This window comes from Chryseobacterium bernardetii, from assembly GCF_003815975.1.
Lineage (GTDB): Bacteria > Bacteroidota > Bacteroidia > Flavobacteriales > Weeksellaceae > Chryseobacterium > Chryseobacterium bernardetii.
The window spans coordinates 1,833,757-1,859,084 of sequence record NZ_CP033932.1; the positions used below are offsets into that span (position 1 = coordinate 1,833,757).

Sequence of the window (25,328 nt, forward strand, 5' to 3'; positions counted from 1 at the left end):
AATAATGAGTCAATTAGATATGTGGGAAGTGTTTATTCAGACTAAACCGGGATTATCTCACAAACACGTTGGAATAGTACAGGCGCCAACAGCAGAAATGGCTTTACAGAACGCAAGAGACGTTTATACAAGAAGAAAAGAAGGAACTTCTGTTTGGGTAGTTCCAAGTAAATATATTGTGACTTCGGAAGGTGTGGATAAAGAGGCATTCTTTGACCCGGCTGACGACAAGTTATACCGTCACCCAACTTTCTACGAAATTCCAAACGACGTAAAAAATATGTAATGAGACTTGGAGATAATAGATGTATAGATAAAAGACCTTAGAGATTACTTGTCTATTTTTTATCCGTCTATCATCCAATTGCCTTAAAATTAAAAAACAATGAACCCATTATATAATTATTTATTAAAACTAGCAGACGATAGTTTCATTATGGGACAGCGTCTGTCTGAATGGTGCGGTGAAGGTCCTTACTTAGAGGAAGATATTGCATTGACAAATATTGCGTTGGATGAACTAGGTCAGGCGAATAACTTTTACGTTTACGCTTCAAGAGTGATTGACAACGGTAAAAGTGAAGATGATATTGCCTTTTTAAGATACGAGCACGAATACGTTAACGCACACTGGACAGAGCTTCCTAATGAAGATTATGCTCAAACAATTCTGAAAGTTTATGTTTTCTCTGTTTACCAGAAACTGATGTATGAAGCATTATCGAATTCTGCTAATGAAGAATTGGCCGCTATCGCTCAGAAATCATTAAAAGAAGTAAGATATCATTATACTCACGCTGCATCCTGGATGAAAATTTTTGCTCAGGGTACAGAAGAAAGTAAGTCCCGTTTGGTAAAAGCTGTTGAGAATATCTGGGAATATACGAAAGGTCTTTTTGCTAAAACAGAAGGAGAAGATGATTTGGTGGCTTTAAATATAGCTCCGAACACAGATCCCCTGTATGAAGAATTCCTTGCGATTACAAAGAAAGATTTTGCAGACTTCGGTCTGGAATACCCTGAAAATCCTTTCATGCAGCCTAAATCAAGAACTGGTTACCATACAGAATATTTCGGATATATCCTTTGTGAGCTTCAGTACATGCAGAGAGCATATCCTGGATGTACCTGGTAAATCTTGGAATGGAACAATGTAGCAACTTACCAATGTAACAATCCTAAAGTCGCAATATTAATAAGTAGTTCTTTGTTGGCCTTGCTAAGTGGAAAGTCCTTGCGGACTTAAAAACATTTAGCTTTCAAAAAATCTTAGCGCATTTTGCGTTTAAAAAATTAGAAAAAAGATTGAAAAATCCTTTAGAAATATTAGAAATGGTTCCCGATCCGGAAATTCCGGTAATCAATATTGTGGAATTGGGTATTGTAAGAGAAGCGAAAATTACCAGTGAGAACTCTTGTGAAGTAACGATTACGCCGACTTATTCTGCCTGTCCCGCTATGTTTACCATTGAGGAAGACATTATTAAGATTATGAAAGAAAACGGATGGGAAGCAAAAGTAGTAACCAAAATGTTTCCGATCTGGACAACAGACTGGCTGACGGATGAAGCAAGGGAAAAACTCCGTGCTTACGGAATCACGCCTCCTGAAAAAGGAGCAGACGAGCATCACATCGGAAAACCAAAGAAATGTCCGCGCTGCGGTTCTGAACATACCAAGCAGATAAGCAGATTCGGATCAACCTTGTGTAAGGCTTCGTATCAATGTTTAGACTGTCTGGAACCTTTTGATTATTTTAAATGTCACTAGAATGAATGTTACAATAAATCAAAGTATCAGTTTATTTATAAAGTTTACGGACTATGCAAAACATAATAATGTTAGGGCTAGATTGTTAAATTGTTAGACGGTTACATTGATTTATATTGTTAAATTAGTGCATTGTTAAATATAAAATATAAACTATGTATACACAACTCGATATTGAATCGCATTTTGACGGGAAGCTTAAAATAGCATATCTTAACCAGCCGGAAACAATGAACGCCCTTACAAAGCCGGCTTTAGCAGATCTGAAAGATTTCATTAAAGAATGCAGTGAGGACGAAACTGTAAGATGTGTTGCCATTTCCGGAAGAGGAAGAGCTTTTTGCTCCGGCCAAAACCTGGAAGAAGCTTTTGCAGTGGGCAAAGAACACCACGATCATGACATCATCAGAAAAATTGTGGTAGATTATTATAACCCACTGGTTTTGGAAGTTACCCGTTGCAAAAAACCGGTTATTGCTTTAGTAAACGGTCCTGCAGTAGGAGCTGGTGCTATGCTGGCATTAATCTGTGATTTCGTGCTGGCCAATAACAAAGCTTATTTTGCCCAGGCATTTTCCAATATCGGATTGATTCCTGATACAGGAGGAACTTACTTTTTACCGAAGCTTTTAGGTAGACAATTGGCTAATTATTTAGCATTTACAGGTAAAAAGCTATCTGCAGAAGAATCTAAAGCTTATGGTCTTGTAGCTGAGGTTTTCAGTGAAGAAGAATTTGTCCCAAAATCAATGGAAATCCTTGAAAGAATGGCTAATATGCCAACGGCAGCTATTAAATTAACGAAAAAAGCATTTGCTAATTCTTACAATAATACTTTAAAAGAGCAACTGGAACTGGAAGGAGATCTTCAGCAGGAAGCCGCAGAAACAGAAGACTTCATTGAAGGTGTAAACGCCTTTTTACAGAAAAGAAAACCTAATTATAAAGGAAAATAAGATTAATATAACAATTTATCAATGTAACAATTTACCAATCAATGCTTCGGCAGGATTCAATTTTTTTGATAAAATTGTTACATTGGTAAACTGATACATTGTTACATTACTTTTTTTAACTATGAATATTGGAATTATTGGGGCAGGAACCATGGGTGTTGGAATTGCCCAGGTAGCTGCAACAGCAGGATGCAGGGTCGTTTTATTCGATGCTAATGCTCCACAAATAGATAAAGCACTTACAGGTTTAGAGAAAACCCTTCAGAAATTGGCTGAAAAAGGTAAAATTTCTCAGGAAAAAGCAACAGAGATCAGAAACAATATCGTAAAAGGCGAAGCATTGCAAGATTTAAAAGATTCTGATTTAGTCATCGAAGCGATCATTGAAAACAAAGACATTAAAACCAAAGTGTTTACAGAACTTGAAACTCACGTTTCTGAAAACTGTATCATCGGTTCCAATACATCATCTATTTCTATCACCTCTCTGGGTGCAGAACTAAAGAAACCCGAGCGTTTCATCGGGATTCATTTCTTCAATCCGGCTCCGTTGATGCCTTTAGTGGAAGTCATTCCCTCTTTATTAACAGAAAAAACATTGCCTGAAAAAATATACAACCTCATGAAAGACTGGGGAAAAACTCCTGTTATTGCTAAAGATATTCCCGGATTTATCGTCAACAGAATAGCCCGTCCATACTATGGTGAGGCCTTAAGAATTGTTGAGGAGAACATTGCAACACCGGAACAGGTAGATGAAGCAATGAAAACCCTAGGAAACTTTAAAATGGGACCTTTTGAATTAATGGATCTTATTGGAGTGGATGTTAACTTTGCCGTAACAACAACGGTTTATAAAGATTATTTCTATGATCCTAAATATAAACCGTCTTTACTTCAACAGAGAATGTCTGAAGCTAAACTTCATGGCAGAAAAACAGGAAAAGGCTTTTATGATTACAGTGAAGGAGTTGTAAAACCGGAAGCACAGAAAGATGATGCGCTTTATCAACAGATATTTTTAAGAATCATTTCAATGCTCATCAATGAAGCTGTGGAAGCTAAAAGATTAGGCGTTGCCAATGATGAAGATATTGAACTGGCCATGCAGAAAGGAGTAAATTATCCAAAAGGATTATTAGCTTGGGGGAAGGAAATCGGATACTCCAAAATCTCTGAAACCCTACATAACCTTTACAATGAATATCAGGAAGAAAGGTACAGACAAAGTCCTTTACTTCGTAAACTATAATAAATGTAACAACGTATCGGTTTACCAATATAACAATGCTGAATTTATCAACGTATTTATTGGGACTCTGCCAGGTTGTTATATTGCTACATTAAAAATGAATATAGAAGAATTCAGAGCTGAATTGGAAACAAGGCTTATTATTGAAAAACAGTATTTAACCCAAAGAGCTTCTTCCATGGAAAGTCAGGAAAGACTGGAATTATTGGGAGAGTTTAATGAAAAATACAGAGTATTGATTAATAGATTAGCCAATGAAAATGGGATTGATTTAAATGCAGTTTATGAAGAAGAAGAAAACAGTTCTGTCAATTCCGATACCCATCTTTCATATGAACAGGTGATTTTTGGTAAAACCATGAGCATTTACGATAGATTATCTGATGAATTATATGAAGAAATAACAAACGAATAGTAGAAATGAACCCAAGACAAGTTGCAGATTATATGTTCAATCAGGATAATTTTTCCCAATGGATGAATATTAAAATGATTGAAGTAAAAGAAAATTACTGTTTAATAGAAATGCCCATCAAGAAAGATATGATTAACGGGCTTAAAACAGTTCATGGAGGTGTTACTTTTGCCTTTGCAGATTCCGCGTTAGCTTTTTCTTCCAACAACACGGGGGATGCAGCAGTAGCACTGAACTGTATTATCAATTTTACCAAAGCAGGAAAAGAAGGTGATATCTTCAGAGCAGAAAGTATTTTAGTGAATGATACCAGAAAAACAGCTGTTTATGATATTAAAATCACCAATCAGAATAATGAGCTGATTGCAAAATTTGTGGGAACAGTCTACAAAATAGGGAAAAAAGTAACTGAACTATAAGTTCAATGTAACAATATAGCAGTATACCAATGTAACAATAATGAAATAAATTAATTTCCGACACAAATGATAAATTTCGAGAATAATTCATTAATTGAGAAAACTGTTCAATTTTCTTTAGATATAACTGAATTTTGTGAATTATTAGAGGAAAAAGAAAATTCGTTATAGCAAAACAACTATTACGTTCCGAAACAAGCATAGGAGCAAATGCTTTTGAAGCAAAAAAAAACCACAGCGAGAACGATTTTGTAAATAGAATTAAAATTGCAGCTAAAGAACTGGAAAACCAAATATTAGCTATATCTGTGTAAACATTCTAAAAACATATCCTTTTGAGGAAAAATTAGAAATTAAGATTACAGAGATTGGAAAGATTATATATATAAAATATCAAGTACAAGTTTAAATAAAAATCAATCAATCTAGTATTGTTACACTGTTACATTGCTAAATTGTTATATTAAAAAATATTATGAACAACGTATACATCATAGACTATGTCAGAACTCCCATTTCAAAGTTACAGGGAGGATTATCAGAAGTAAGGGCAGACGATCTTGCAGCTATTGTTATTAAAGAAGTAGTAGCAAGAAATCCTCACGTTCCTGTAGAAGAAATTGAAGACGTTATTTTCGGATGTGCCAATCAGGCGGGTGAAGATAACAGAAATGTTGCAAGAATGGGACTTTTATTGGCTGGGCTTCCTTATAAAATAGGAGGTGAGACGGTAAACAGGCTTTGTGCTTCAGGTATGTCTGCTGTAGCCAATGCTTTCCGTTCCATTGCAGCTGGTGAGGGCGAAATCTATATTGCAGGCGGAGTAGAGCATATGACGCGTTCTCCTTATGTAATGTCTAAACCCAGTGCAGCGTTCGGGAGAGACAGCCAGATGTATGATACCACTTTCGGATGGAGGTTCATCAATCCGAAAATGAAAGAAATGTACGGTGTTGACGGAATGGGTGAAACTGCAGAAAATCTTGCAGATATGCATCAGATCAGCAGAGAAGATCAGGACAAATTTGCCCTTTGGTCTCAGCAAAAAGCTACTAAAGCTCAGGAAAGCGGAAGACTGGCAGAAGAAATTGTGAAAGTTGAAATTCCACAGAGAAAAGGAGACCCGATCGTTTTTGAAAAAGATGAGTTTATTAAACCCGCTTCTTCTATGGAAGGATTAGCAAAGCTTCGTCCGGCTTTCAGAAAAGAAGGAACGGTAACAGCCGGAAATGCTTCAGGAATGAATGATGGGGCAGCAGCTTTAATCTTAGCCAGTGAAGAAGCTGTAAAAAAATATGGGTTAAAGCCGAAAGCTAAAATTTTAGGATCTTCCGTAGCGGGAGTTGAGCCAAGAATCATGGGAATTGGACCTGTAGAAGCAACTCAAAAACTATTAAAGAGATTAAACCTGTCTCTTGATGATATGGATATCATAGAATTAAACGAAGCGTTTGCTGCACAGGCTTTAGCGGTAACAAGAAGTTTAGGTTTACAGGATGATGATGCAAGAATAAATCCAAACGGCGGTGCCATTGCCATTGGCCATCCGCTGGGAGTTTCAGGAGCAAGAATCATTGGTTCTGCAGCTATGGAACTTCAGAAGCAGGATAAAAAATATGCATTGTGTACCCTTTGTATCGGTGTCGGGCAAGGATATGCAATGATCATCGAAAAAGTATAACTTTTTCAATAATGTAACAATATAATAATGTATCAGTGTAACAATTAATGCATTTGTCATGTTGAGGTTGTCGAAGCATCTCATTGGTAAACTGTTAGATTGATACATTGTTAAATTAAATTTTTAATAAAAATTTTATGAACATCTACTCATATCACGGAATCCGTCCCATTATAAAACCTTCTGCTTATATCCATCCGCAGGCAGTGATTATCGGGAATGTGGAAATAGGTGAAGAAGTCTATATCGGTCCTAATGCAGTTATCCGTGGCGACTGGGGAAAAATTATCATTAAAGACGGAGCCAATGTCCAGGAGAATTGTACGCTTCATGTTTTCCCGAATATAGAAACCATTTTAGAAGAATCAGCACATATTGGGCATGGAGCGATTATTCATTCCGGGCATATCGGAAAGAACTGCTTGATTGGTATGAATTCCGTGGTAATGGACAAAGCTTATATCGGTGACGAAAGTATAGTTGGAGCATTAGCTTTTGTTCCTGCTAATTTCAGATGTGAGCCGAGAAAACTTATTGTAGGAAGTCCTGCAAAAATTATCCGTGATGTTTCTGATGAAATGATTCATTGGAAAACCGAAGGAACAAAACTTTATCAGGAATTGGCAAGAGAAGGCAAAGAAGCTATCCTGCCTTGTGAGCCTTTTACAGAATATGTTCAGCAGACTCCTACAAAAATTGTTGATTACAGTATCTGGGACGATATAAAGTAATAGTATACAAGAGAACCCGTTAGGTTTAATACAATTAAATATGATTAAAAAAATTGCACTAGTTTGCAGCATGATGTTGGCGATGAACAGTGTGTTGTCAGCACAAGCTGTTACGATAAAACCGCTTACAATAGGAGAAGTGAGGACAATGAAGTCTAAAATACTCAATGAAGAAAGAACATTGAATATCTATCTTCCTCAAAATTTTGATAAAGCAAAAGCATACCCAATTATTTATCTCCTGGATGGAAGTATGAATGAAGATTTTATTCACGTTACAGGATTGGTGCAGTTCTTTAATCAGATGTATTCTATGCCGGAAACCATTGTGGTAGGAATTGCCAATATAGACAGGAAAAGAGATTTTACTTTTCATACAGATTTGAAGGATCTGCAGAAAGATTATCCTACAACAGGACATTCTGATAAGTTCATCACCTTTTTTGAAAAAGAGTTGAAACCCTATGTTGAAACCCAGTTTAAAACAACAGAAAAGTATCTGTTCGGGCAGTCACTTGGCGGACTTGTAGCCACAGAGATTTTATTGAAGAAACCGGAAATGTTCAACAATTATTTTATCATCAGTCCAAGTTTATGGTGGGATGACGAAAGCCTTTTAAAACAGGCTCCTCAATTACTTTCAAAATCTTCAGATACTAAGAAGTTTGTTTATGTTTCTGTAGGAAAAGGAGAACATCCTGTGATGATAAAAGATGCAGAAAATTTTTATGATGTTTTGAAAAAAGCAGGGAAGAAAAACTGGACAGTAGAGTATAAAATGATGGAAACAGACAATCATGCAACCATTCTTCACAGAAGTTTATACGAAGGACTGGTAAAGCTGTTTCCGTATCAGGAACCGAAATAAATTTAAAATATTAAAAGATACCAATGTAAAAATATAGCAGGCATCTGTCATTCTGAGCAAAGCGAGGAATCTCATTGGTAAACTGTTAGATTGATACATTGTTAAATTAAATTCTATATGGAAAAACTAAAAAACTATATCTACGGACAATGGGTAGAAGGAACAGGAGCCGGAATTCCTCTATACAATGCTGTAACAGGAGAGCAGGTTGCTATTTCCGATACTGAAGGCCTTAATTTTGAACAGGCCCTTGATTACGGCAGAACTGTAGGGTACAAAAACCTTTCTTCAATGACGTTTTACGACCGTGGAGAAATGTTGAAAAAAGTAGCGCTTTACCTCTTAGAAAGAAAGAAAAAATATTACGAATTATCATATAAAACAGGAGCAACCCATGTTGATTCCTGGGTAGATATTGAAGGAGGTTTCGGAACTTTCTTTACCTATTCAGGATTAGCGAAGAGAATGCTTCCAAACACTCCGTTTTGGGTAGATGGTGATACTCAGAAGATTTCTGCTAATGGAACCCATCTGGGAACTCATATTTTGACACCGAGTGAAGGCGTTTCTGTACAGATCAATGCTTATAATTTCCCGGTTTGGGGGATGTTGGAAAAGTTATCCACATCATTGTTAGCAGGAGTACCATCTATTGTGAAACCATCACCTTTTGGTTCCTATCTTACCAATGTAGTATTTCAGGATATGATTGAAAGTGGAGTACTTCCTGAAGGAGCAGTACAATTAGTTTGTGGGGAACCCGGAAATATACTGGATTATGTTCAGGACGGAGACTCTGTACTGTTTACAGGTTCAGCTGCTACAGGGCGAAAACTGAAATCACTTCCATCCATTGCAGGAAATGCTGTTCGTTTCAATATGGAAGCAGATTCCCTGAACTGCTCAATTCTTGGGTTGGAAGCAAAACCCGGAACTCCCGAATTTGATTTATTTATCAAAGAAGTCCGTAATGAAATGACCACAAAAGCAGGTCAGAAATGTACAGCGATCAGAAGAATTATTGTTCCTGAGCATTTAATAGGAGATGTTCAGAATGCTTTATCCAAAGCTTTAGACCAAACGAAGATCGGAAACCCGTTAAGCAGAGAAACAAGAATGGGATCTTTGGTAGGAAGACAGCAATATGATGAAGTTTTAAGAAAAGTAAATATCTTAAAATCCGAAACAGAACTTATTTATGACGGTAAACATGAGTTGGTAGATGCCAGCTATGAAAACGGAGCCTTTATGAGTCCTAAGTTATTTTTGAATGATAAACCTTTCGAGAAGAATATCTCTCACGATGTAGAAGCTTTCGGGCCTGTATCTACATTAATGCCATATAAAGATGCTGAAGAAGCAGCAGCTCTGGCAAAAAGAGGAAAGGGAAGCTTAGTAGGATCTATTGTTTCTCATGATGAAAACTTCATTGCAGAAACCTCTTGGAAAATGGCTTCTCAACACGGTAGAATCTTTGTTCTGAACAGAGATAATGCTAAAGAAAGCACGGGGCACGGTTCACCACTTCCAACATTAATGCACGGTGGCCCGGGTAGAGCAGGAGGAGGTGAGGAAATGGGCGGTTTAAGCGGCCTTCATTTCTTCCTGCAGAAAACCGCCATTCAGGGATCTCCTGATGTATTGAAAGCTATTACTAAAATTTATCAGCAAGGTGCTGAGAAAAAATTCTCAGATAAGCATCCTTTCCAGAAATATTTTGAAGAAGTTGAAGTTGGGGACTCTCTGGAAACAGCAGGAAGAACTGTTACTGAAGCAGATATTGTCAACTTTTCAAACGTTTCATGGGATCACTTCTATGCCCATACCGATGCCACAAGTTTAACGGGAACTATTTTCGATAAAACAGTTGCTCACGGATACTTTATTCTTTCAGCAGCAGCAGGATTATTCGTTTCCGGTAAAAAAGGTCCTGTTATCGCAAATTATGGACTGGAAGAGTGCAGTTTCTTCAAGCCTGTATACGCCGGAGACACCATTACGGTTTATCTGACAGCGAAAGAAAAGATCAACAGAGGCGTAAAAGGAAGAAATATTCCTTCAGGAGTAGTGAAATGGCTGGTTGAAGTAGTTAATCAAAGAGATGAAGTAGTTTGTGTAGCTACAATTTTAACATTGGTGGCAAAACAGTCTCCTTTTATTGATCTGAATGTGAAGAACGTTCAAAAAATAGTAAGCGGATTAACGGAAAGCACACCTGCTGCCTGGGGCAAAATGTCTTCACAGCAAATGATTGAACACTTAGAGCGGGCAGTGTTGGTAAGTATAGGAGAACCAGAAGCAGAAAAATGCTTTACCCCTGAAGAACATCTTGAAAAATGGCAGGATTCTCTTTATAACCATAGAGCCATGCCAAAAGATTTTACAGCGCCTTTCTTACCGCAGGATGGCTCCCTTCCGGAACTTACCCATAAGAATCTGGAAGCTGCAAAACAGTCTTTCATTGATAATCTGAAAAGGTTTGTGGTGTACTACAAAGAAAATCCGCAGGCAGAGCATATGAACTTTGTATTTGGAAAACTCAATAAAGAGATGTGGGAACTGATGCATAAGAAACATTTTACTCATCATTTCGAACAATTTGGATTAATTTAATTGAAATAGATTTATAGCCCCCATCCGGTAATTTACAGGATGGGGGCTTTTAATTTATCCATACAGATTTTGAAAATCAGTAAATGAATAGTATCTTTAGCTTCACTCATAAAATAAAAGCAATGAACGAAAGCTGGATGCAAAAATGGGAAGAGATAAAGGATAAACTTGTATCTCCTGTAGATATTGAAACCTATTTTATCTCAGACGAAATTATGGAGCAGAAGATGGAAACTATGGAAATTGGTAATGTTTCCCTGCCATCAGGAAAAGTAATTGTAAGAGACCCTCTCGTATATCTGAATCAGAAAGAACAGCCTTTCTTTGTTGAGGTGCCCAGGGGAGATTTTCCGGTAACTGTTGCTGTAGTAAAGCTGGAAGATTGGGGAGACCGTTATGCAGCCGTAAAAGTTGAGTTTACTAAAGAAAAGCCTGTTCTTTATAGAGAAGCATTAATAGGCATTGAAAATATCGAAGATGTTAATGATGACGCTTTTTTTGGGTTTAATGTAGATGCCGGTTTAGCCTGTATTACAGATCCTGAAGTTGTTCCTTATGTGGAAAAATTTATTGAAGAACTTGATGTAGCGAATATTTATGATGATTATTTTGCGGAACTATTTGCAAAGAGCTATAAAGAAAATCCTAAGAACCAACGAGACCTGGGAGACTGGATCAATTGGAAAGTTCCGAATACAGAGTATCAGATCCCCATATTCGCAAGCGGAGTAGGAGATGGGGTATATCCCGTTTACTTTGCCTATGACGGACAAGGGCAATTATGTGGATTATATATTCATTTTATTGATATAGAATTAGAACTATCAGAGTATGATGAAGAGAACGATGATGAAGAGGATGAAACATCAGGGCAACAGGATAATTTCGTTTTTCTGAAATAATTTTGCCTATGAATAAAACTTTTGCAGAACAGGTTATAGAGTTTAATAAAAATTTAATCTATTCAGGAAGGCTTCCTGATGGTTTCGAAGTCCTTAATCCGTATTTGGATAACCCGGAAACCATGCAGGTGATGCAAAAGTTTTATTACAAATATTACAACGATTCCAACAAAAGAAAATTTATTATTGGGATTAATCCTAGCCGTCATGGGGCAGGAGTAACAGGAGTTCCTTTTACAGATACTAAAAGACTTGACAATGTATGCGGGATACAAATGAAATCTGCCCATACCCATGAAGTTTCTTCCGTATTTATGTACGATATGATTGAAGGTTATGGAGGAACAGACCTGTTTTATAAAGACATTTACATTAACTCGCCATTTCCTTTGGCCATTGTAAGAAAAACAAAAAACGGCTTACTTAATGCGAATTATTATGATGATAAAGCCCTCTTCCATGACGTGAAAGATTTCATGATTGAATCGCTAAAAAAGCATATCAGCCTGAATCTGGATACCTCAGAAGTTTTTGTTCTCGGTAAAAAGAATGCTGAATTTATTTCTAAACTTAATAATGAAGCACAGCTTTTCAATAGCATGACAGTTTTGGAACATCCACGGTATATTCAGCAATATAAGTCAAAAGAAAAGCAACTGTACATAGATAAGTACATTTTAGCATTAAAAGATAAAACAACAAATCCCTTGAAATAGCATCAAGGGATTTTGTCTTCATGAATTAGAATCTTTATGGGAACAAGCTCGGATGTGAAACTTATAAAAATTAGTTTTTAATAACTTTAGCAGACTCAGTTGCTGTTTTGATAAAATAAACTCCTTTCGGTAATTCTGAAATATTAATTTCATTACTACCTTTCTGAACCTGAACTGTTTTCAGTATTCTGCCGTCAGTACTGTAAACTTTTACCTCCGAATTCTTTTCAGAATCAATGGAAAGAGGCCCATGAGTCGGATTAGGATATATACTTATTTCTTTTTTTGAAATTGTATTTTCTGAAGTACCTAAGACAATGTTGCTGTCTTTAACCCAGGTGAAAGCATCCAGTCCAAGATAATAGTAATTCCCTCCAAGGGTAAGCCGAAGCTCATCTATAACAATATTGCTGTAGTTTTGTCCGTTGAGGTTGGTCATATCAATGAGTGTATAGCCATTAGTTGTACCTAAACTGGTTGCAAAATTATTGACTTTTGTAGTAGAAAATTTAGTAACTCCACTCAGTTTTCCTGTTATGGTAAGAGTACCTGTAGCTACTTGATTTGACAGTTCATTTGCTACATACACCCAAAACCTATTTACCTTGAAAAGATTTGAGGTTGTTTTTATACTGAATGATGCATTGGGATTGGCAAGACTTACAAAATCTGTATTGTCAATATATCTGTTGTCCTTTGCTGTACCTCCCCATCCTGTATTAGGGAAAACTCCTATATCAAAAGTAGAGGTATGGGAAATAATATTAAACGTAACTCCATTATCAGTAAAACTGTTACTTCCCTGAGATTCGGTTTCAAAAGTTTCTGTACTGGTCTGCCCAAATGATAAAAGTGAAATGAGCAGACTACAAATGGTTAAAAAGGTAGTGCTTTTCATGATTTTTGTTTTAAATATTAGGTTATAGTAGATATTAATCCCGTGGAGGATAAATTCCTTCAACACAGATAATATAATTTAGTCCTAAATAAGGAGGCATATTGTTTACGGGAAGGCTCTGCCCTGTAAATGAAATAGACTTTGTATTCATTGTAGTGTCTGGGTCAGCATCTATAAAATTGGGCACTGCCTGAAAATTTCTCCCGTTAGGAATTCCTGTAATAGCAAAAGAAGACGTAGTTGTGGGAGTTGTTATATTTGCATTCTGATTTGCTACTTTAAGTTGGAATCCTGCTCCAATACTTGGTAGGTTAGATACTAAAATAGTGTTCTGAGTACTTCCTGCCACTACTCCTAAAGGATAGCTTTCCCCTGAATTTACATTTCCGGCTCCCAGTGCCATACGGCCTTTCAGGTTTGGCAAAGCAAAAGTGGTTATACCGTCTCCGCCATATGTAGTTCCTAATATAGAGAATAGCGCTGAATTTCTTGAAATGCTTATTAAGCTTCCATCACAAAACATCCATCCTCTAGGGGCAAAGTTTCCTGCAAATAATTTAACGATTCCAATGTATTCGTCCATGGTAAAATTTTTTTAGACTTTAATGTTCTTACTCTGTTGATGGCTTTTCAGATTCCGCCGTTTATTGGTTTTATTTCTAATCCAAAGGAACAACTAATAAGAAGGCTGTACTAGAGTAGAAAATACCAAATTGGGAATTGCGTATTTCTACGTAAAGGGATATTTTTCTATTTCTTGAAATTAGTTGTTTAATAGGAATTTCCAGTTTCCATCTTTCCTCTTCCAGCCTAAAAAATGTCTGCATTAAGTTTCTCTAAAACCGCTGTATTTAGTATTTTTGTAAGAATCCAATAAAAAATAAAATGAACGAATTTGTAGTATCTGAAATTAAAAATAATATTGCCGAAATTACTTTCGGAACCCCAAAAAGCAATTCTCTCCCAGGCGTAATTCTGGAAAAGCTGGCCCAAACTATTTTAGATGAAGGAGCTAAAGATGAGGTAAAAGCTATTTTAGTGAAAAGTGAAGGTGAGAAAGCATTCTGTGCAGGTGCTAGTTTTGATGAACTTCTTGCTATTGAGGAGCTTGAAGCTTCTACGAAATTCTTCGGTGGTTTTGCTAAAGTTCTGAATGCGATGAGAAACTGCGGAAAGATTGTTGTGGTAAGAGTTCAGGGAAAAACAACAGGTGGTGGAGTAGGTATTGCCTGTGGGGCAGATTATTGCTTTGCAACAAAAGATTCGGCATTGGCTCTTACAGAGATTAATTTAGGAATAGGTCCTTTCGTTATCGGCCCATATGTAGAAAGAAAAATTGGTAAATCACAATTCTCGGCAATGGCTATTGATGCCGACTTCAGATCTGCTGAGTGGGCAGAACAGCATAATGTATATCATTCTGTTTCAGACAGTATTCAGGAAATGGATGAAAAACTAGAGAAGTTCTTACAGACTTTAGCCTCCAGGAGTAGTGATGCTTTAGCTTTAATTAAAAAAGTTTCATGGGAAGGAACCGATCATTTCAATGAACTGATGCCGGCAAGAATCCACATGAGTGCAAGCCTCATTTTAGAGGATTCTGCAAAGAAAAATATTGAAGCCATTAAAGAAAGGCTAAGAGCAAAATAATTTTCTTCCATACAAAATATCAGGCCGTTGATTCTTTCAGCGGTTTTTTTATTGACAGGAAATTGCTAAAACTTACTGTTGTTAGAAATTGAAACAGTTTTAATAAAAAAATTTTGCAAATTCAAAATAAATTATAACTTTGTAATTCAAAGTTCTTTTTATGAATGCGAAAAATTATCACGAAGATTTGTCTCATATCCGTTCTATGATGGAACGTTCTTCCAGGTTTATTTCTTTGAGCGGGCTTTCCGGAGTGGTGGCAGGTATAGCAGCACTTTTAGGCGCCGGATATGCCTATTTTGCTATGGAAAGTAAAAAAGTGGAATACATTAACGGAAACAGACTTAGCTTTACGCCGGCACTGGTGCAGGAATTAGTCATTACAGGACTGGTGGTTCTGGTGGTTGCTGTTCTCAGTGGATATATTTTTACCGCCAATAAGAGTAAAAAGAAAGGGTTAAAGATCTGGGATGCCACTACCAGGAGACTTTTAGTTACCTTTGCAGTTCCGTTAGCTGCTGGAGGGATCTTTTGTGCTGCTCTTATCTATCATCATTTAGTAGTATGGGTTGCTCCTACTACTTTGATCTTCTATGGATTAGGCTTGATAAGTGCCGAAAGATACACTTTGCCGGATGTAAAATACCTGGGATATTGTGAAGTAATCCTCGGTTTATTTTCTTTGTTCTTTCTGGGCTGGGGATTATTTTTCTGGGCTGTAGGCTTTGGTATTTTGCATATAGTTTATGGGCTTATTATGCATAAGAAGTATCGATAATGGGAATTGGTTTTGTCATATTATTCCACTTTTTTATTATAGCTGTTTTCAGTTTTATCTGTGCTGCAATAAGTTGTGTGCTTATTTGCTTCATCGGTGGAAAAGAAAAAAGAAGACGGAAAGTAATATTGGCGTTTATAGTTCCTTTTGTAGCATTTTATACTTTCTATATCGTTGGGATTATTGGTTTGTCGGTTGTATCAAAAAATAAAAAAGTAGATATCGGAATTGGTGATGCTTGGTATATTCCTTTAAAAAATAATCATCAACTATTATTTATAGATATTCCGGAACAAGCGAGCATTGGTAAAAATAATGGAGAAACTCAGATTTCAATGGTGGTAGAAATTGAAGAAAAAGGAAATCAGATTTTCGGAAAAACTTTTGATAACGAGTACTTTTTGTTGGATACAAAAACAGATATGGTAAAAAAGTTTGCTACAGAGAAAGAGTTGGTTGCCTTGCATTCAGATAAAAAACTTAAACTGGCGGATGTCACAGAATTTTATTCAGAAGAAAAGATCATATAATGGGGTACTGGCCTCTGTTGATAGGATTTTTATCTCTCATAATAAGTGTTGGAGTGGTATATATATTGAAGTTAATATTAATCTTTTAATATTTGAAAAAATATTACATGTGCCATAATAAGGCTTTCCGGAAGGAGAGAAGAATTATAATTCTTATTTTTGCACCATTTTTTGAAACAAAAAGCTGTAAAACTGTTGTAGCATAGGATTAAAGTGAATGAAAATAGTTGCATTTGTGGCCGTTTCAGAACAAATAAGATAAATTAAAATGATCAAAATTAGTCAACTCAATAAAGAATTTGAAAGCCGTGTAAGATTGGGAATTATGTCCGTTCTTATGGTCAACGACTGGGTTGATTTCTCTGAAATGAAATCACTGTTGGAAATTACTGACGGAAATCTTGCCAGTCACAGTAATGCACTTGAAAAAGCAGGCTATATTGAGGTGAAAAAAGAATTTGTAGGGAAGAAGCCTAAAACCTCTTATCGTGTTACCCAGAATGGGAGACAGGCTTTTACCGATCATTTGGATGCACTTGAAAAATTATTAGGACGATAGTTCTATATTTTTTTGAAATTTAACTTTGTAATTCAAAGTTCTTTGTTTTAAATAAAATTAATGATTATATATTATGAAAGATCGGGAAATTATAAACTTAAGCAAATCAGTATTTGGATTGTGCTTTACAATCGGAAGTATTTGTCTTTTAGGAGGATTATTCAAGCAGGAATCGTTTGCTATCGCAGGCTATCTGCTGCTCATTTTTGCCACTCCTATCAACTTACTGTTTGTATTGTTTTTTCTGATTTTCGGATTTGTTAACAGATCCAGACTAAAAATCTGTGTAAAAGCTATTGGTATTCTTTCCATTAATATTCCTATTGCTGTTCTCTATGCTGCAATTGGCCTTTATATATTTTCTGATGGAAACTGGTAGTCTTTGTACCCTTATTAATTTGAAATCTTATTACTAAAATACATGATTATGAAAAAAATACGTATTCAGTTTCTGCTTTTTGTGTACAATAAAACTCAAAAACTCTACAGGAAATACTTTAAAAAGAAAAAAAGGCAGTGGCAGTTCAATGAAAGGCAGCTCCTGGAATTCAGGGAAGATTCATTGGGAAGAAAATTAGGGGAATTCTACCATAAACATGGATTTTCAATGATTCCCAAAATGGAAAATCACGATGTACATCATCTTATTACTGATTGCGGCACCAACTTCGAGGATGAAATTGCCATGCAATACCTTTTGTTAGGAAACGGAAAGCTCAATGCCCATCTTTTGGCAGCTATTATCCTGGGAACCCTTATTCTGCCGGAATATAGCAAAATGTATATTAAAGCTTATAAGAAAGGGAAGACAATGAGAGCCTTTTACAAATGGGATTTCGAAGGTCTGTTGTGGCAAAATTTTGAGCATCTGAAAGACTTCATCCAGCAGAAAGAGACGGTTGTTCTTCATTAAAACGATTAATATGGAAAATGTAAAATTCAGCGCTATCGGGAAGTACACTTTTCTTATTTCTTTTGGTATGGAGAAAAGTCTTTCGGTAATTCTGTTCTCCTTTTATTGGCCAATATTCCCATTGCAGCACTATATCTCATGGTCATTTTCAACTTTTATTAACTCAACTTTTCAACTTTATATCTTATGAAAACACATCATTATATATTTCTTACAACAGCCCTGTTTGTTGCCCTGTTTTATAATCAGGATTTAGGGCTGAATTTTGGTATTCTTGGAATTCTATATGCTGTTCTGAATTTCTTCAAAACACCTGGGAAAAATAAAACCAGAACCTTTTATATCCTTACAGTAACAAGTATACTTTCCGGGATTGCGTTTGCTTGGTATGGAGACTTCCCTTCATTTCTGGCAGTAGCAGCTTCACTTCTTTTGCTGGCTTATAAATCAAGGAACAGAAAAATGAAGATACTCTTTCTGATTCCTGTTTTTATAACAAATGTTCTTACCTCAATTTGCAGGATTTTTATGTTTGATAAATGGCTGTCTCAGAGAAACGTTTCGGGAATGTGGCAGAAGATGATGGCTTTTGTACTTATCCCATTCACTCTTATTTCCGTTTTCTTTGGAGTTTATGCAGCAGGAAGCGACCATTTTGCAGCTCTTTTCACAGATTATGAACTGGATCTCAATCTTTGGCAGATTTTCTGTCTTTCTATTTTAGGATTTTTTATTGCATTCAATTTCTGGAATTATGCTGTTGAAAAACTGATTTACAAAAATCATCACTATTTGGATAATGACTTTCATAAAAGCAGTCAGGAACCTAAAGCAACTTATTCATTCCTTGATCTGGATGCTGAAAGAACGAGTGGGATCGTATCTTTCTTTTGCCTGAATATTTTGCTGGTCTTTTTCATCATTACTTACAATTATGAACAGTTTTATGAAGTCTCAAAAACACCAGTTCAGCTTTCGGAAGAGACCCATGAACGTGTCAATGCTGTAATTATGTCAATTGTAATGGCTATTCTTGTAATAATGTTCTACTTTAAATCAGGATTCAACTTTGACCCTAAAGCCAAATTGCTGAAAGTTTTAGCTAAAATCTGGATTATGCTGAATGCTGTTTTAATCCTGTCGGCGGCAGCCAAAAACTATGAATATATTTCCAATTATGCCTTTACCTATAAAAGACTGGGGGTTTTTGCCTTCCTTCTTTTATCTCTGGCAGGGCTTGGCTTAACATTTATTAAAATTCAGAGGAAAAAAAGGAACGCCTTCCTGTTCAATACAATGGCATGGTACTTTTATGGAACCATTCTGATATGCAGCTATATCAACTGGGGTGGTTTTATTACCTCACAGAATATAGCCCGTAAAAACTTTGATTTAAATTATCATTACACATCGGTTAATTTCAATGAAAGAAGCCTGATACAATATGCAGCCCAAAAAAATAATCAAAAGCTTAAGACAGGTCTTCAGAATAAAATAAAGGAAGAAAAATCAAAATCTTTCCTTTCAAAAATTATTTATTATCAAACCATCAAATAATAAGAAAACATGATGAAAAATCTAATGGAATCTTCTAGATTGAAAATGAATATATTATTGGTATTTATGACTTTATTTTGCCTCAGTCTTTCTCTTTTCAGATATTATATCACTGAAACAAAAGTGTTCTTTTTTCTGAACTGGAATCTTTTTCTTGCTTGGGTTCCTTTATTGCTGAGTACATTGATTCTGACATTCCATATTAAAAGTAAAATATCCATAACCTTGATTATTATTGTCTGGATTTTATTTTTTCCCAATTCACCTTACATCCTGACTGATCTTTTCCATTTAAAAGTAAGAAATACAATTCCTATCTGGTATGATCTGATCGTAATCCTTTCTTATGCGTGGACTGGGCTAATCTGTGGTTTTTTAAGTCTTATTGATATTGAAAAACTTCTGTCTGACTATAATAATGAAAGAACCATTAATGGAATTGTGGTCCTCTTTCTTTTTATGAGCAGTTTCGGAGTGTATCTGGGGAGATTCCTGAGATGGAATAGCTGGGATATTCTGAACAATCCTTTTGGGTTATTCAATGATATTGTAGTGCGGTTCATATACCCGCTGGAATACACAAAAACCTGGGGCGTAACCCTTTTAATGGGAATTATGCTCAATTTTATGTATTTCACTTTTAAATTGATTAGAAATAACAATGAAAAGTATGTGTAGTGTGAAAATATAGACTGTTAAAAAGACTTGGAACAATTTTAGCATTTAAAAAGGACTGATTAACCAGGATGATGTTGAAAATGGAATTTTAGCATTGATGACTTATGATGAAACAAGGCTTTTATAAGTATGGAGAACTACAAGAACTTCCATCTTCCAGCCTCAAACTTCCATTTTTTTCTCTTCCTCAAAATGAATTATTATGAAAAAAAGCTTATTGTTAATTCCACTGATTATTATTTCATGTAAAAAAGATCCGGCTGTGGCAGAGGTTTCTCAAAAAGACTCGGCTATTGTAACAGAAATGCCGGATTCTGCCTATAAAACAGATTCTGTTGCTCTGAAAAAGAAAGATTCAATTATTAACAATGCTCCCGCCACTAAAGAAGTTCTGCGAAAAGGTGTGATGAGAAGTGAAAAAGACGGACAGATTGTAAGAACAGCTGATGCTTCCCAGCTTCCTTTTACGATAGGAGAAGAATTTAAAAATAACGATCAGGAACTCATTTTAAAGCTTACCAATTTTGAACAGTCTGATATCAAGGCCAAGATTTCAACTAAAGAGACGGATTTTAATATAAGATTCAACCAGATAAAGCTTCCTAACGGAGACTACGACGGGCCTTTTGGAAGAGAGCTTTCCTATAAAATCCCTGAAAAAGGAGAAGTGTGGCTGATTATCGGGAAAAGTAATATGGCGTCAGGAAACACGAAGGGGCATTTTACAGTAAGTATTGAATAATATTAAATCAATTTGGTACAGTTTCTGCAAATTAAAACCTGAAAGTTTAAATTTAAAAATTATGAAAAATATCGTTCTAACAGCAATGGCCGCTTCAGCTGTACTTGTAAGTTGCGGAACCGTACAGTCGCTGGTTCAGAATACATTTCCCTATACAACGAATGTTTTAGTTTCCACCGGAGTACCGGCTGATAAAGAAGTTTCTTCCACTGCAACCGCTACCAACGTACAAACCTGGTTTGGGGGAAATAATAATGCTCAGATTAAAGATGTAAGAATTTCTGATGCAAAAATTTCCGTAGCATCTCCCTCAGGAGGTAATTTAAGTGCGTTTAAAACCATTAAGGTATACGTTTCGTCCAGCGGAACAGGTGAGAGATTAATTGCATCCCGCTCCAATATCTCTACCAATTCCTCAAGTTTGAATCTGGATCTGAATGATACAGGATTCCTTGATAATATTGTAAAAAGCTCCGGGCTTACTGTAAGAACAGTTTATGAATTGAAAAATCAGACCTCTTCAGACATGAATATTAAAGTAGCCCTTAATTTCAGCAGTGTTCCTGCGAAATAGTTAGTATAAAGTTACAACTAAAAACTCCTTTCAGCAATTGAGAGGAGTTTTGTTTGTAATATAGGGGGTTGAAACAGGAAATATTATAACTAATAATAACTTCCGTCTCGTAATTATAATTTGGTGAATTTTTCCACAACCCTTCTTGTACCTTCATTAATATTAATAATATACTGACCAGTCGGAAGAGCAGCAATATTAATCTTTTCATTAGAAGAAACCGTATTTTTCATCACTGATCTTCCCTGCATATTGATGATTTCAATGTCCATTTTTTTATCTTCAGTATTCTGAATAGCAATATAGTTGCTGGACGGATTTGGATAAATCTTCACTTCCAGTACCGGTAAAGCTTTAGCAGAAGCTGTAGATTTCCCTTCCAGCTGTAAAATAGCATTTCTAACATTCGGAAGCGGACCGATTTTTTTATTCACATCAGTACCTCCCTGTGGAATTCCGGTTGAAACCAAAAGACTTCTCATTGCAGCCGGAGTAAGATTCTGTCCTGTAGTCTGGCGGTAAAAAGACTGGATGAGTACAGCTGCAGAAGCTACAGTAGGTGTGGCAGAACTGGTTCCGCTGAAATAATTATAAGTCCTGTTATTATCATTATCATACTTCGCATATGATCCATATCCTGCAGCCAGAACACTGCTTCCCCATCCCTGTACATCCACTCTGCTGCCATACGTACTGAAGCTTTGTTTTGAATGGGTAGTGTTAGGAGTTCCGGCACCTACAATAATAGCTCCGCTGTTTCCCCTTGCTCTGTAAGTTGCATAGAAAGGATCATCAAGATCCTGATTACCATTTCCTGCAGCAGCAATGATGATAATTCCTGAATCTGTAGCAGCTTTTGTAAGGTCCCATATCACGTTGTCATATTCGGCGGGGCAGTATTGGCCGTCTTTTCCACCGGTCTGCATTTCATAGAGGATAATATCTCCAGCCTGAGATGCATTAATGGATCTGCTTACTGCCGCAGCTCTGTTATACCCAACAGTAGTCCATTCCATATATCCTTTGATCTCCGAAGCGTTGTAAACAGCACCGGTAAGTCCGATATTGTCTTTTACAGATCCTAAAATGCTTACTACAGCTGTCCCATGATCCCGATAGTTATTGTTAGCTAGACCTGAATTGGGAGAATAACCGGGTTCCAATTGAATAGAATTCTGATTGGCCAGCATTTCATGGGTTTTGTAAAAGCCATATTCCACGTCACGGATTTTGATGTTCTGCCCGGTAATTCCTCTTGACCATGCATATTTAGCATTGATTCCAGGATTATCATTCAGGTAAGTCTGCAGGCTTTCCAGGTCGGGAGTTGCTACAAACATATTAACCAGAGGCGGTTCAACAGGTGTCCCGCTCATTACTGATACATATTCTATTTCAGGGAACTTTTCAAGAGTTTGAGTAAGGCGTTGAAGAATATCACTATTTTGAACAGGAAGATTCGCTTTAAATATCCTTTTCAGTTTTTGAACAGACTCTCCGGAATTTCCGTTTTGTCTGCTGCTGGCTATCATTTCATTAATTTTTTCATTGCTGAACCCCAAATCATAAGTAAATGATATTCCATTTTCCCGGGTAAATCTTTCCAGTTCCGGATTTTTGCTGAGCGCATCTTTTTCTGAAGAAATTCCTTTTGAAAAGCATACATAAACAAGGTCATTTCTCGGAGCACTGCGATCTGATGGGGATTGTCCAAACGAAAGAAAGAAACAGAACACAAATAGTGTAAGGAGTTTGATTTTTGTTTTCATATTATTTTTGTTAAGTGGTTGTGAATTAGATTGGATAATGTCAAAAATAATAATAAAATAAAAACAAATCACATTTTTGTGAATTTATTTTTCAATCAGTTTGCTTTTGCCTTTATGTAAAGGTTTGTCATCATTTTCAAAAAAAAATCCCAGTCAGTTTTTACTGAAAGGGATTTCCTGTTTTGGGTAGAATAACGATCTAATAGAACTAATACTCAGGCTGGTTTCCATTAGTAATTTTATCGGTGTAATAGTCTGTGTAACTGTATTTGTTAAAATTTAAAACAACTTCACTCAGGAAAATTAAGGTCACTACCAGATAGGCGATGACCATATTTTTGTACTTCATTTATATTCAGTAATCAACTTTTTGTAATGGAATCCATAACGATAGTAACAGGACCATCATTGACTAATGAAACCTTCATATCCGCTCCGAAAATGCCGCTTTCAGTCTTCAACCCGGATTTTGCTATTTCTTCTTTAAAATAATCAAATAATGGAACGGCTTTATCAGGTTTGGCTGCTTTGATGAAAGAAGGACGGTTTCCTTTTTTATAATCAGCAATCAGCGTAAACTGGCTGATGCAAAGGATTTCTCCGGAAATATCTTTTACCGAAAGATTGAGTTTATCATCTTCATCACTAAAGATTCTAAGATTCAGTATTTTCTGTACCAGCCAATCTGCATCTGTCTTTTCATCATTCTCATCAATGCCAACCAGCAGCATCAGTCCTTTTCCTATTTCCCCTGCTGTTTTTCCATCTACTTTTACATTGGCTTCAGAGACTCTTTGTATAACGATCTTCATTGTTTATTCTAATAGTAAATATTTAAAGTTTTGCTTGCAGGATCATAGTTATAAGAGGTATAGGTCTTAGGGGGAAGAGAGGTTTTGGCACCATCCAAAGGCTGGCCGGTTCTTAACATCCATTTTGTACCATCCTTTGGACATACAATAGCAATATTGTCTTTTACTTCAAGGGTGGTGTCATTGTCAGGGCATAAGTGAGGGGCATTCCGATCATACACTTTAAATGCATTCCCAACGCGAACAATGATTAAGCCACGGGTTCCGGATTGTTGTTCATTTACGTAAATCCAGCCGTCATCATAGTTTAAAGCGTTATATGCGGGAAGGTTCAAATTTAAAGAAACATTAATTGGGTTGTTTGGAAAACAGTTCACGGTATCTTCCCTGCTTCCGCATGAGTTTATAGATAAATTACTGGAAATCAATAAAATGAAAATAGATAATATCGAAAAAGTTTTTTTCATTTCAATTTAAATTTTTATATATTTGTAAAAATTAAACGATTATAACACGTAAAACATTGTCCGGCAAATGTCGGATTATTTTTTTATACTAAAACTAAATTTTGAAAATTATGGCAAGCTATGTAACAAAGGAGGGCCTTGAGAAAATGAAAGCTGAGCTGGAACAGTTGGAAACTGTGGAAAGACCAAAAATTACTCAGCAGATCGCAGAAGCTAGAGACAAGGGAGATTTGTCTGAAAATGCAGAATATGATGCGGCTAAAGAGGCTCAGGGAATGCTTGAAATGAGAATTTCCAAGCTAAAAGATGTTATCTCAACTTCTAAAATTATAGACGAAAGCCAATTAGATACTTCAAAAGTTTCTATCTTAACTACAGTGAAGCTTAAGAATAATGCAACTAAACAGGAGCAGGTATTTACATTGGTACCGGATAATGAAAGCGACCTTAAAACAGGAAAAATTTCTGTAAACACTCCAATTGCTAAAGGATTGCTTGGTAAAGCTAAAGGTGAAACAGCTGAAATTACTTTACCAAACGGAAATAAACTTTCTTTTGAAGTATTAGACATTTCTCTATAGTCTGATACAATCTTTTCATTTCTAAACTTCAGTATTTAATCTCTAACTTTTATAAAAATGAGCACTATATTCACAAAAATCATCAATGGCGAAATTCCCTCTTATAAAATTGCTGAGGATGAAAACTTTATTGCATTCCTCGACGCAATGCCTTTGGTGAAGGGGCATACATTAGTAGTTCCGAAAAAAGAAGTGGATTTGATTTTTGATCTTGAAAGTGAAGAATATAAAAACCTTTGGGGATTTGCCCAAGAGGTAGCCAAGAAGATCAAAACTGCAATTCCATGTGTAAGAGTAGGAGTAGCGGTTGTAGGACTTGAAGTACCACATGCTCATATTCATCTTATTCCTTTAAACAAGATGGAAGACATGAACTTCAGAAATGAAAGGCTAAAATTAACGAACGAAGAATATACAGAGATTCAAAACTCAATTATTAATTCTTAAATACAGAAAATCGTAAAAAAGCAATTTTTTACGATTTTCTTTAACATATA

At 36.0% G+C, this 25,328-nt stretch carries 31 protein-coding genes; 26 read left to right on the forward strand and 5 right to left on the reverse strand.

The genetic code is table 11. The annotated features are described in order from the left end of the window. Positions 1 to 4 precede the first annotated feature (4 nt). The 14 genes from paaB to EG339_RS08495 all read left to right on the forward strand — a co-directional run bounded on the left by paaB (position 5) and on the right by EG339_RS08495 (position 12,323). Positions 5 to 286 (forward strand): 1,2-phenylacetyl-CoA epoxidase subunit PaaB, encoded by a 282-nt coding sequence (gene paaB / locus EG339_RS08430; RefSeq protein WP_062672207.1) that lies wholly within the window; start codon positions 5 to 7, stop codon positions 284 to 286. 99 nt (positions 287 to 385) lie between these two features. Further along, positions 386 to 1,135 (forward strand): 1,2-phenylacetyl-CoA epoxidase subunit PaaC, encoded by a 750-nt coding sequence (gene paaC, locus EG339_RS08435; protein WP_123869805.1) that lies wholly within the window; start codon positions 386 to 388, stop codon positions 1,133 to 1,135. Between the two features lie 197 nt (positions 1,136 to 1,332). Then, positions 1,333 to 1,770 carry a 1,2-phenylacetyl-CoA epoxidase subunit PaaD gene (gene paaD, locus EG339_RS08440; RefSeq protein ID WP_123872639.1) on the forward strand — a complete coding sequence of 146 codons (438 nt, stop codon included), beginning with the start codon at positions 1,333 to 1,335 and terminating at the stop codon, positions 1,768 to 1,770. A 155-nt stretch (positions 1,771 to 1,925) separates the two neighbouring features. After that, positions 1,926 to 2,726, forward strand: a complete 801-nt coding sequence (locus tag EG339_RS08445; protein ID WP_123869806.1) for an enoyl-CoA hydratase/isomerase family protein — start codon at positions 1,926 to 1,928, stop codon at positions 2,724 to 2,726. Positions 2,727 to 2,847: 121 nt separating this feature from the next. Beyond that, positions 2,848 to 3,978 (forward strand): 3-hydroxyacyl-CoA dehydrogenase NAD-binding domain-containing protein, encoded by a 1,131-nt coding sequence (locus EG339_RS08450; RefSeq protein WP_123869807.1) that lies wholly within the window; start codon positions 2,848 to 2,850, stop codon positions 3,976 to 3,978. 97 nt (positions 3,979 to 4,075) lie between these two features. Beyond that, positions 4,076 to 4,393 (forward strand): hypothetical protein, encoded by a 318-nt coding sequence (locus EG339_RS08455; RefSeq protein ID WP_123869808.1) that lies wholly within the window; start codon positions 4,076 to 4,078, stop codon positions 4,391 to 4,393. Between the two features lie 5 nt (positions 4,394 to 4,398). Further along, a complete protein-coding gene (locus EG339_RS08460) occupies positions 4,399 to 4,812 on the forward strand; it encodes a PaaI family thioesterase (RefSeq protein WP_123869809.1) in 414 nt (137 codons plus the stop codon). A gap of 200 nt (positions 4,813 to 5,012) precedes the next feature. Then, positions 5,013 to 5,126 (forward strand): hypothetical protein, encoded by a 114-nt coding sequence (locus tag EG339_RS24485; protein WP_262706920.1) that lies wholly within the window; start codon positions 5,013 to 5,015, stop codon positions 5,124 to 5,126. 161 nt (positions 5,127 to 5,287) lie between these two features. Then, entirely contained in the window at positions 5,288 to 6,493 is a 1,206-nt protein-coding gene (pcaF, locus tag EG339_RS08470; RefSeq protein WP_123869810.1) for a 3-oxoadipyl-CoA thiolase, read from the forward strand. A gap of 137 nt (positions 6,494 to 6,630) precedes the next feature. Next, positions 6,631 to 7,224 (forward strand): acyltransferase, encoded by a 594-nt coding sequence (locus tag EG339_RS08475; protein WP_123869811.1) that lies wholly within the window; start codon positions 6,631 to 6,633, stop codon positions 7,222 to 7,224. Positions 7,225 to 7,264: 40 nt separating this feature from the next. After that, positions 7,265 to 8,092, forward strand: a complete 828-nt coding sequence (locus tag EG339_RS08480; RefSeq protein WP_123869812.1) for an alpha/beta hydrolase — start codon at positions 7,265 to 7,267, stop codon at positions 8,090 to 8,092. Positions 8,093 to 8,209: 117 nt separating this feature from the next. Next, complete coding sequence (gene paaZ / locus EG339_RS08485) at positions 8,210 to 10,705, forward strand: phenylacetic acid degradation bifunctional protein PaaZ (RefSeq protein ID WP_123869813.1); 2,496 nt, start codon at positions 8,210 to 8,212, stop codon at positions 10,703 to 10,705. Positions 10,706 to 10,788: 83 nt separating this feature from the next. Next, positions 10,789 to 11,607 (forward strand): DUF4241 domain-containing protein, encoded by an 819-nt coding sequence (locus EG339_RS08490; protein ID WP_228459724.1) that lies wholly within the window; start codon positions 10,789 to 10,791, stop codon positions 11,605 to 11,607. 8 nt (positions 11,608 to 11,615) lie between these two features. Then, entirely contained in the window at positions 11,616 to 12,323 is a 708-nt protein-coding gene (locus EG339_RS08495; RefSeq protein WP_123869814.1) for an SMUG2 DNA glycosylase family protein, read from the forward strand. 70 nt (positions 12,324 to 12,393) lie between these two features. Here the strand turns inward: EG339_RS08495 and EG339_RS08500 are convergent, their stop codons facing one another. Both EG339_RS08500 and EG339_RS08505 read right to left on the reverse strand, forming a co-directional pair. Further along, positions 12,394 to 13,221 carry a T9SS type A sorting domain-containing protein gene (locus EG339_RS08500; protein ID WP_123869815.1) on the reverse strand — a complete coding sequence of 276 codons (828 nt, stop codon included), beginning with the start codon at positions 13,219 to 13,221 and terminating at the stop codon, positions 12,394 to 12,396. Between the two features lie 34 nt (positions 13,222 to 13,255). Then, a complete protein-coding gene (locus tag EG339_RS08505) occupies positions 13,256 to 13,804 on the reverse strand; it encodes a phage tail protein (protein WP_123869816.1) in 549 nt (182 codons plus the stop codon). Positions 13,805 to 14,106: 302 nt separating this feature from the next. On the opposite strand from EG339_RS08505, the gene EG339_RS08510 reads away from it, so the two are divergent. From EG339_RS08510 to EG339_RS08555, 10 genes are all read left to right on the forward strand, one after another. Then, positions 14,107 to 14,871, forward strand: a complete 765-nt coding sequence (locus EG339_RS08510; protein WP_123869817.1) for an enoyl-CoA hydratase/isomerase family protein — start codon at positions 14,107 to 14,109, stop codon at positions 14,869 to 14,871. A gap of 160 nt (positions 14,872 to 15,031) precedes the next feature. Beyond that, positions 15,032 to 15,649: a hypothetical protein gene (locus EG339_RS08515; protein ID WP_123869818.1), complete on the forward strand. Its 618-nt coding sequence runs from the start codon at positions 15,032 to 15,034 to the stop codon at positions 15,647 to 15,649. After that, a complete protein-coding gene (locus EG339_RS08520; RefSeq protein WP_123869819.1) occupies positions 15,649 to 16,179 on the forward strand; it encodes a hypothetical protein in 531 nt (176 codons plus the stop codon). Before EG339_RS08515 ends, EG339_RS08520 begins: the two co-directional genes overlap by 1 nt. A gap of 268 nt (positions 16,180 to 16,447) precedes the next feature. Then, positions 16,448 to 16,738 carry a winged helix-turn-helix domain-containing protein gene (locus tag EG339_RS08525; RefSeq protein ID WP_123869820.1) on the forward strand — a complete coding sequence of 97 codons (291 nt, stop codon included), beginning with the start codon at positions 16,448 to 16,450 and terminating at the stop codon, positions 16,736 to 16,738. 73 nt (positions 16,739 to 16,811) lie between these two features. Further along, on the forward strand, positions 16,812 to 17,117 hold the full coding sequence (locus tag EG339_RS08530) for a hypothetical protein (RefSeq protein ID WP_123869821.1): 306 nt from the start codon (positions 16,812 to 16,814) through the stop codon (positions 17,115 to 17,117). A 48-nt stretch (positions 17,118 to 17,165) separates the two neighbouring features. Next, positions 17,166 to 17,651 carry a Coq4 family protein gene (locus EG339_RS08535; RefSeq protein ID WP_123869822.1) on the forward strand — a complete coding sequence of 162 codons (486 nt, stop codon included), beginning with the start codon at positions 17,166 to 17,168 and terminating at the stop codon, positions 17,649 to 17,651. Positions 17,652 to 17,837: 186 nt separating this feature from the next. After that, positions 17,838 to 19,208 (forward strand): DUF4153 domain-containing protein, encoded by a 1,371-nt coding sequence (locus tag EG339_RS08540; protein WP_123869823.1) that lies wholly within the window; start codon positions 17,838 to 17,840, stop codon positions 19,206 to 19,208. Between the two features lie 9 nt (positions 19,209 to 19,217). Continuing rightward, positions 19,218 to 19,886, forward strand: a complete 669-nt coding sequence (locus EG339_RS08545) for a DUF1361 domain-containing protein (protein WP_228459725.1) — start codon at positions 19,218 to 19,220, stop codon at positions 19,884 to 19,886. 202 nt (positions 19,887 to 20,088) lie between these two features. After that, complete coding sequence (locus EG339_RS08550; RefSeq protein ID WP_123869824.1) at positions 20,089 to 20,628, forward strand: hypothetical protein; 540 nt, start codon at positions 20,089 to 20,091, stop codon at positions 20,626 to 20,628. Positions 20,629 to 20,689: 61 nt separating this feature from the next. Further along, a complete protein-coding gene (locus EG339_RS08555) occupies positions 20,690 to 21,202 on the forward strand; it encodes a hypothetical protein (RefSeq protein WP_123869825.1) in 513 nt (170 codons plus the stop codon). 113 nt (positions 21,203 to 21,315) lie between these two features. Here the strand turns inward: EG339_RS08555 and EG339_RS08560 are convergent, their stop codons facing one another. The 3 genes from EG339_RS08560 to EG339_RS08570 form a co-directional block, all read right to left on the reverse strand. Continuing rightward, positions 21,316 to 22,971: a S8/S53 family peptidase gene (locus tag EG339_RS08560; RefSeq protein WP_123869826.1), complete on the reverse strand. Its 1,656-nt coding sequence runs from the start codon at positions 22,969 to 22,971 to the stop codon at positions 21,316 to 21,318. Between the two features lie 362 nt (positions 22,972 to 23,333). Next, positions 23,334 to 23,783 (reverse strand): D-aminoacyl-tRNA deacylase, encoded by a 450-nt coding sequence (gene dtd / locus EG339_RS08565; protein ID WP_123869827.1) that lies wholly within the window; start codon positions 23,781 to 23,783, stop codon positions 23,334 to 23,336. Between the two features lie 8 nt (positions 23,784 to 23,791). After that, positions 23,792 to 24,250: a Rieske (2Fe-2S) protein gene (locus EG339_RS08570; protein ID WP_123869828.1), complete on the reverse strand. Its 459-nt coding sequence runs from the start codon at positions 24,248 to 24,250 to the stop codon at positions 23,792 to 23,794. A 110-nt stretch (positions 24,251 to 24,360) separates the two neighbouring features. Here EG339_RS08570 and greA point away from each other — a divergent pair, with 110 nt between their 5' ends. Beyond that, entirely contained in the window at positions 24,361 to 24,831 is a 471-nt protein-coding gene (greA, locus tag EG339_RS08575) for a transcription elongation factor GreA (protein ID WP_076553674.1), read from the forward strand. A 57-nt stretch (positions 24,832 to 24,888) separates the two neighbouring features. After that, positions 24,889 to 25,278: an HIT family protein gene (locus EG339_RS08580; RefSeq protein ID WP_045492597.1), complete on the forward strand. Its 390-nt coding sequence runs from the start codon at positions 24,889 to 24,891 to the stop codon at positions 25,276 to 25,278. The last annotated feature ends 50 nt before the right edge of the window (positions 25,279 to 25,328 follow it).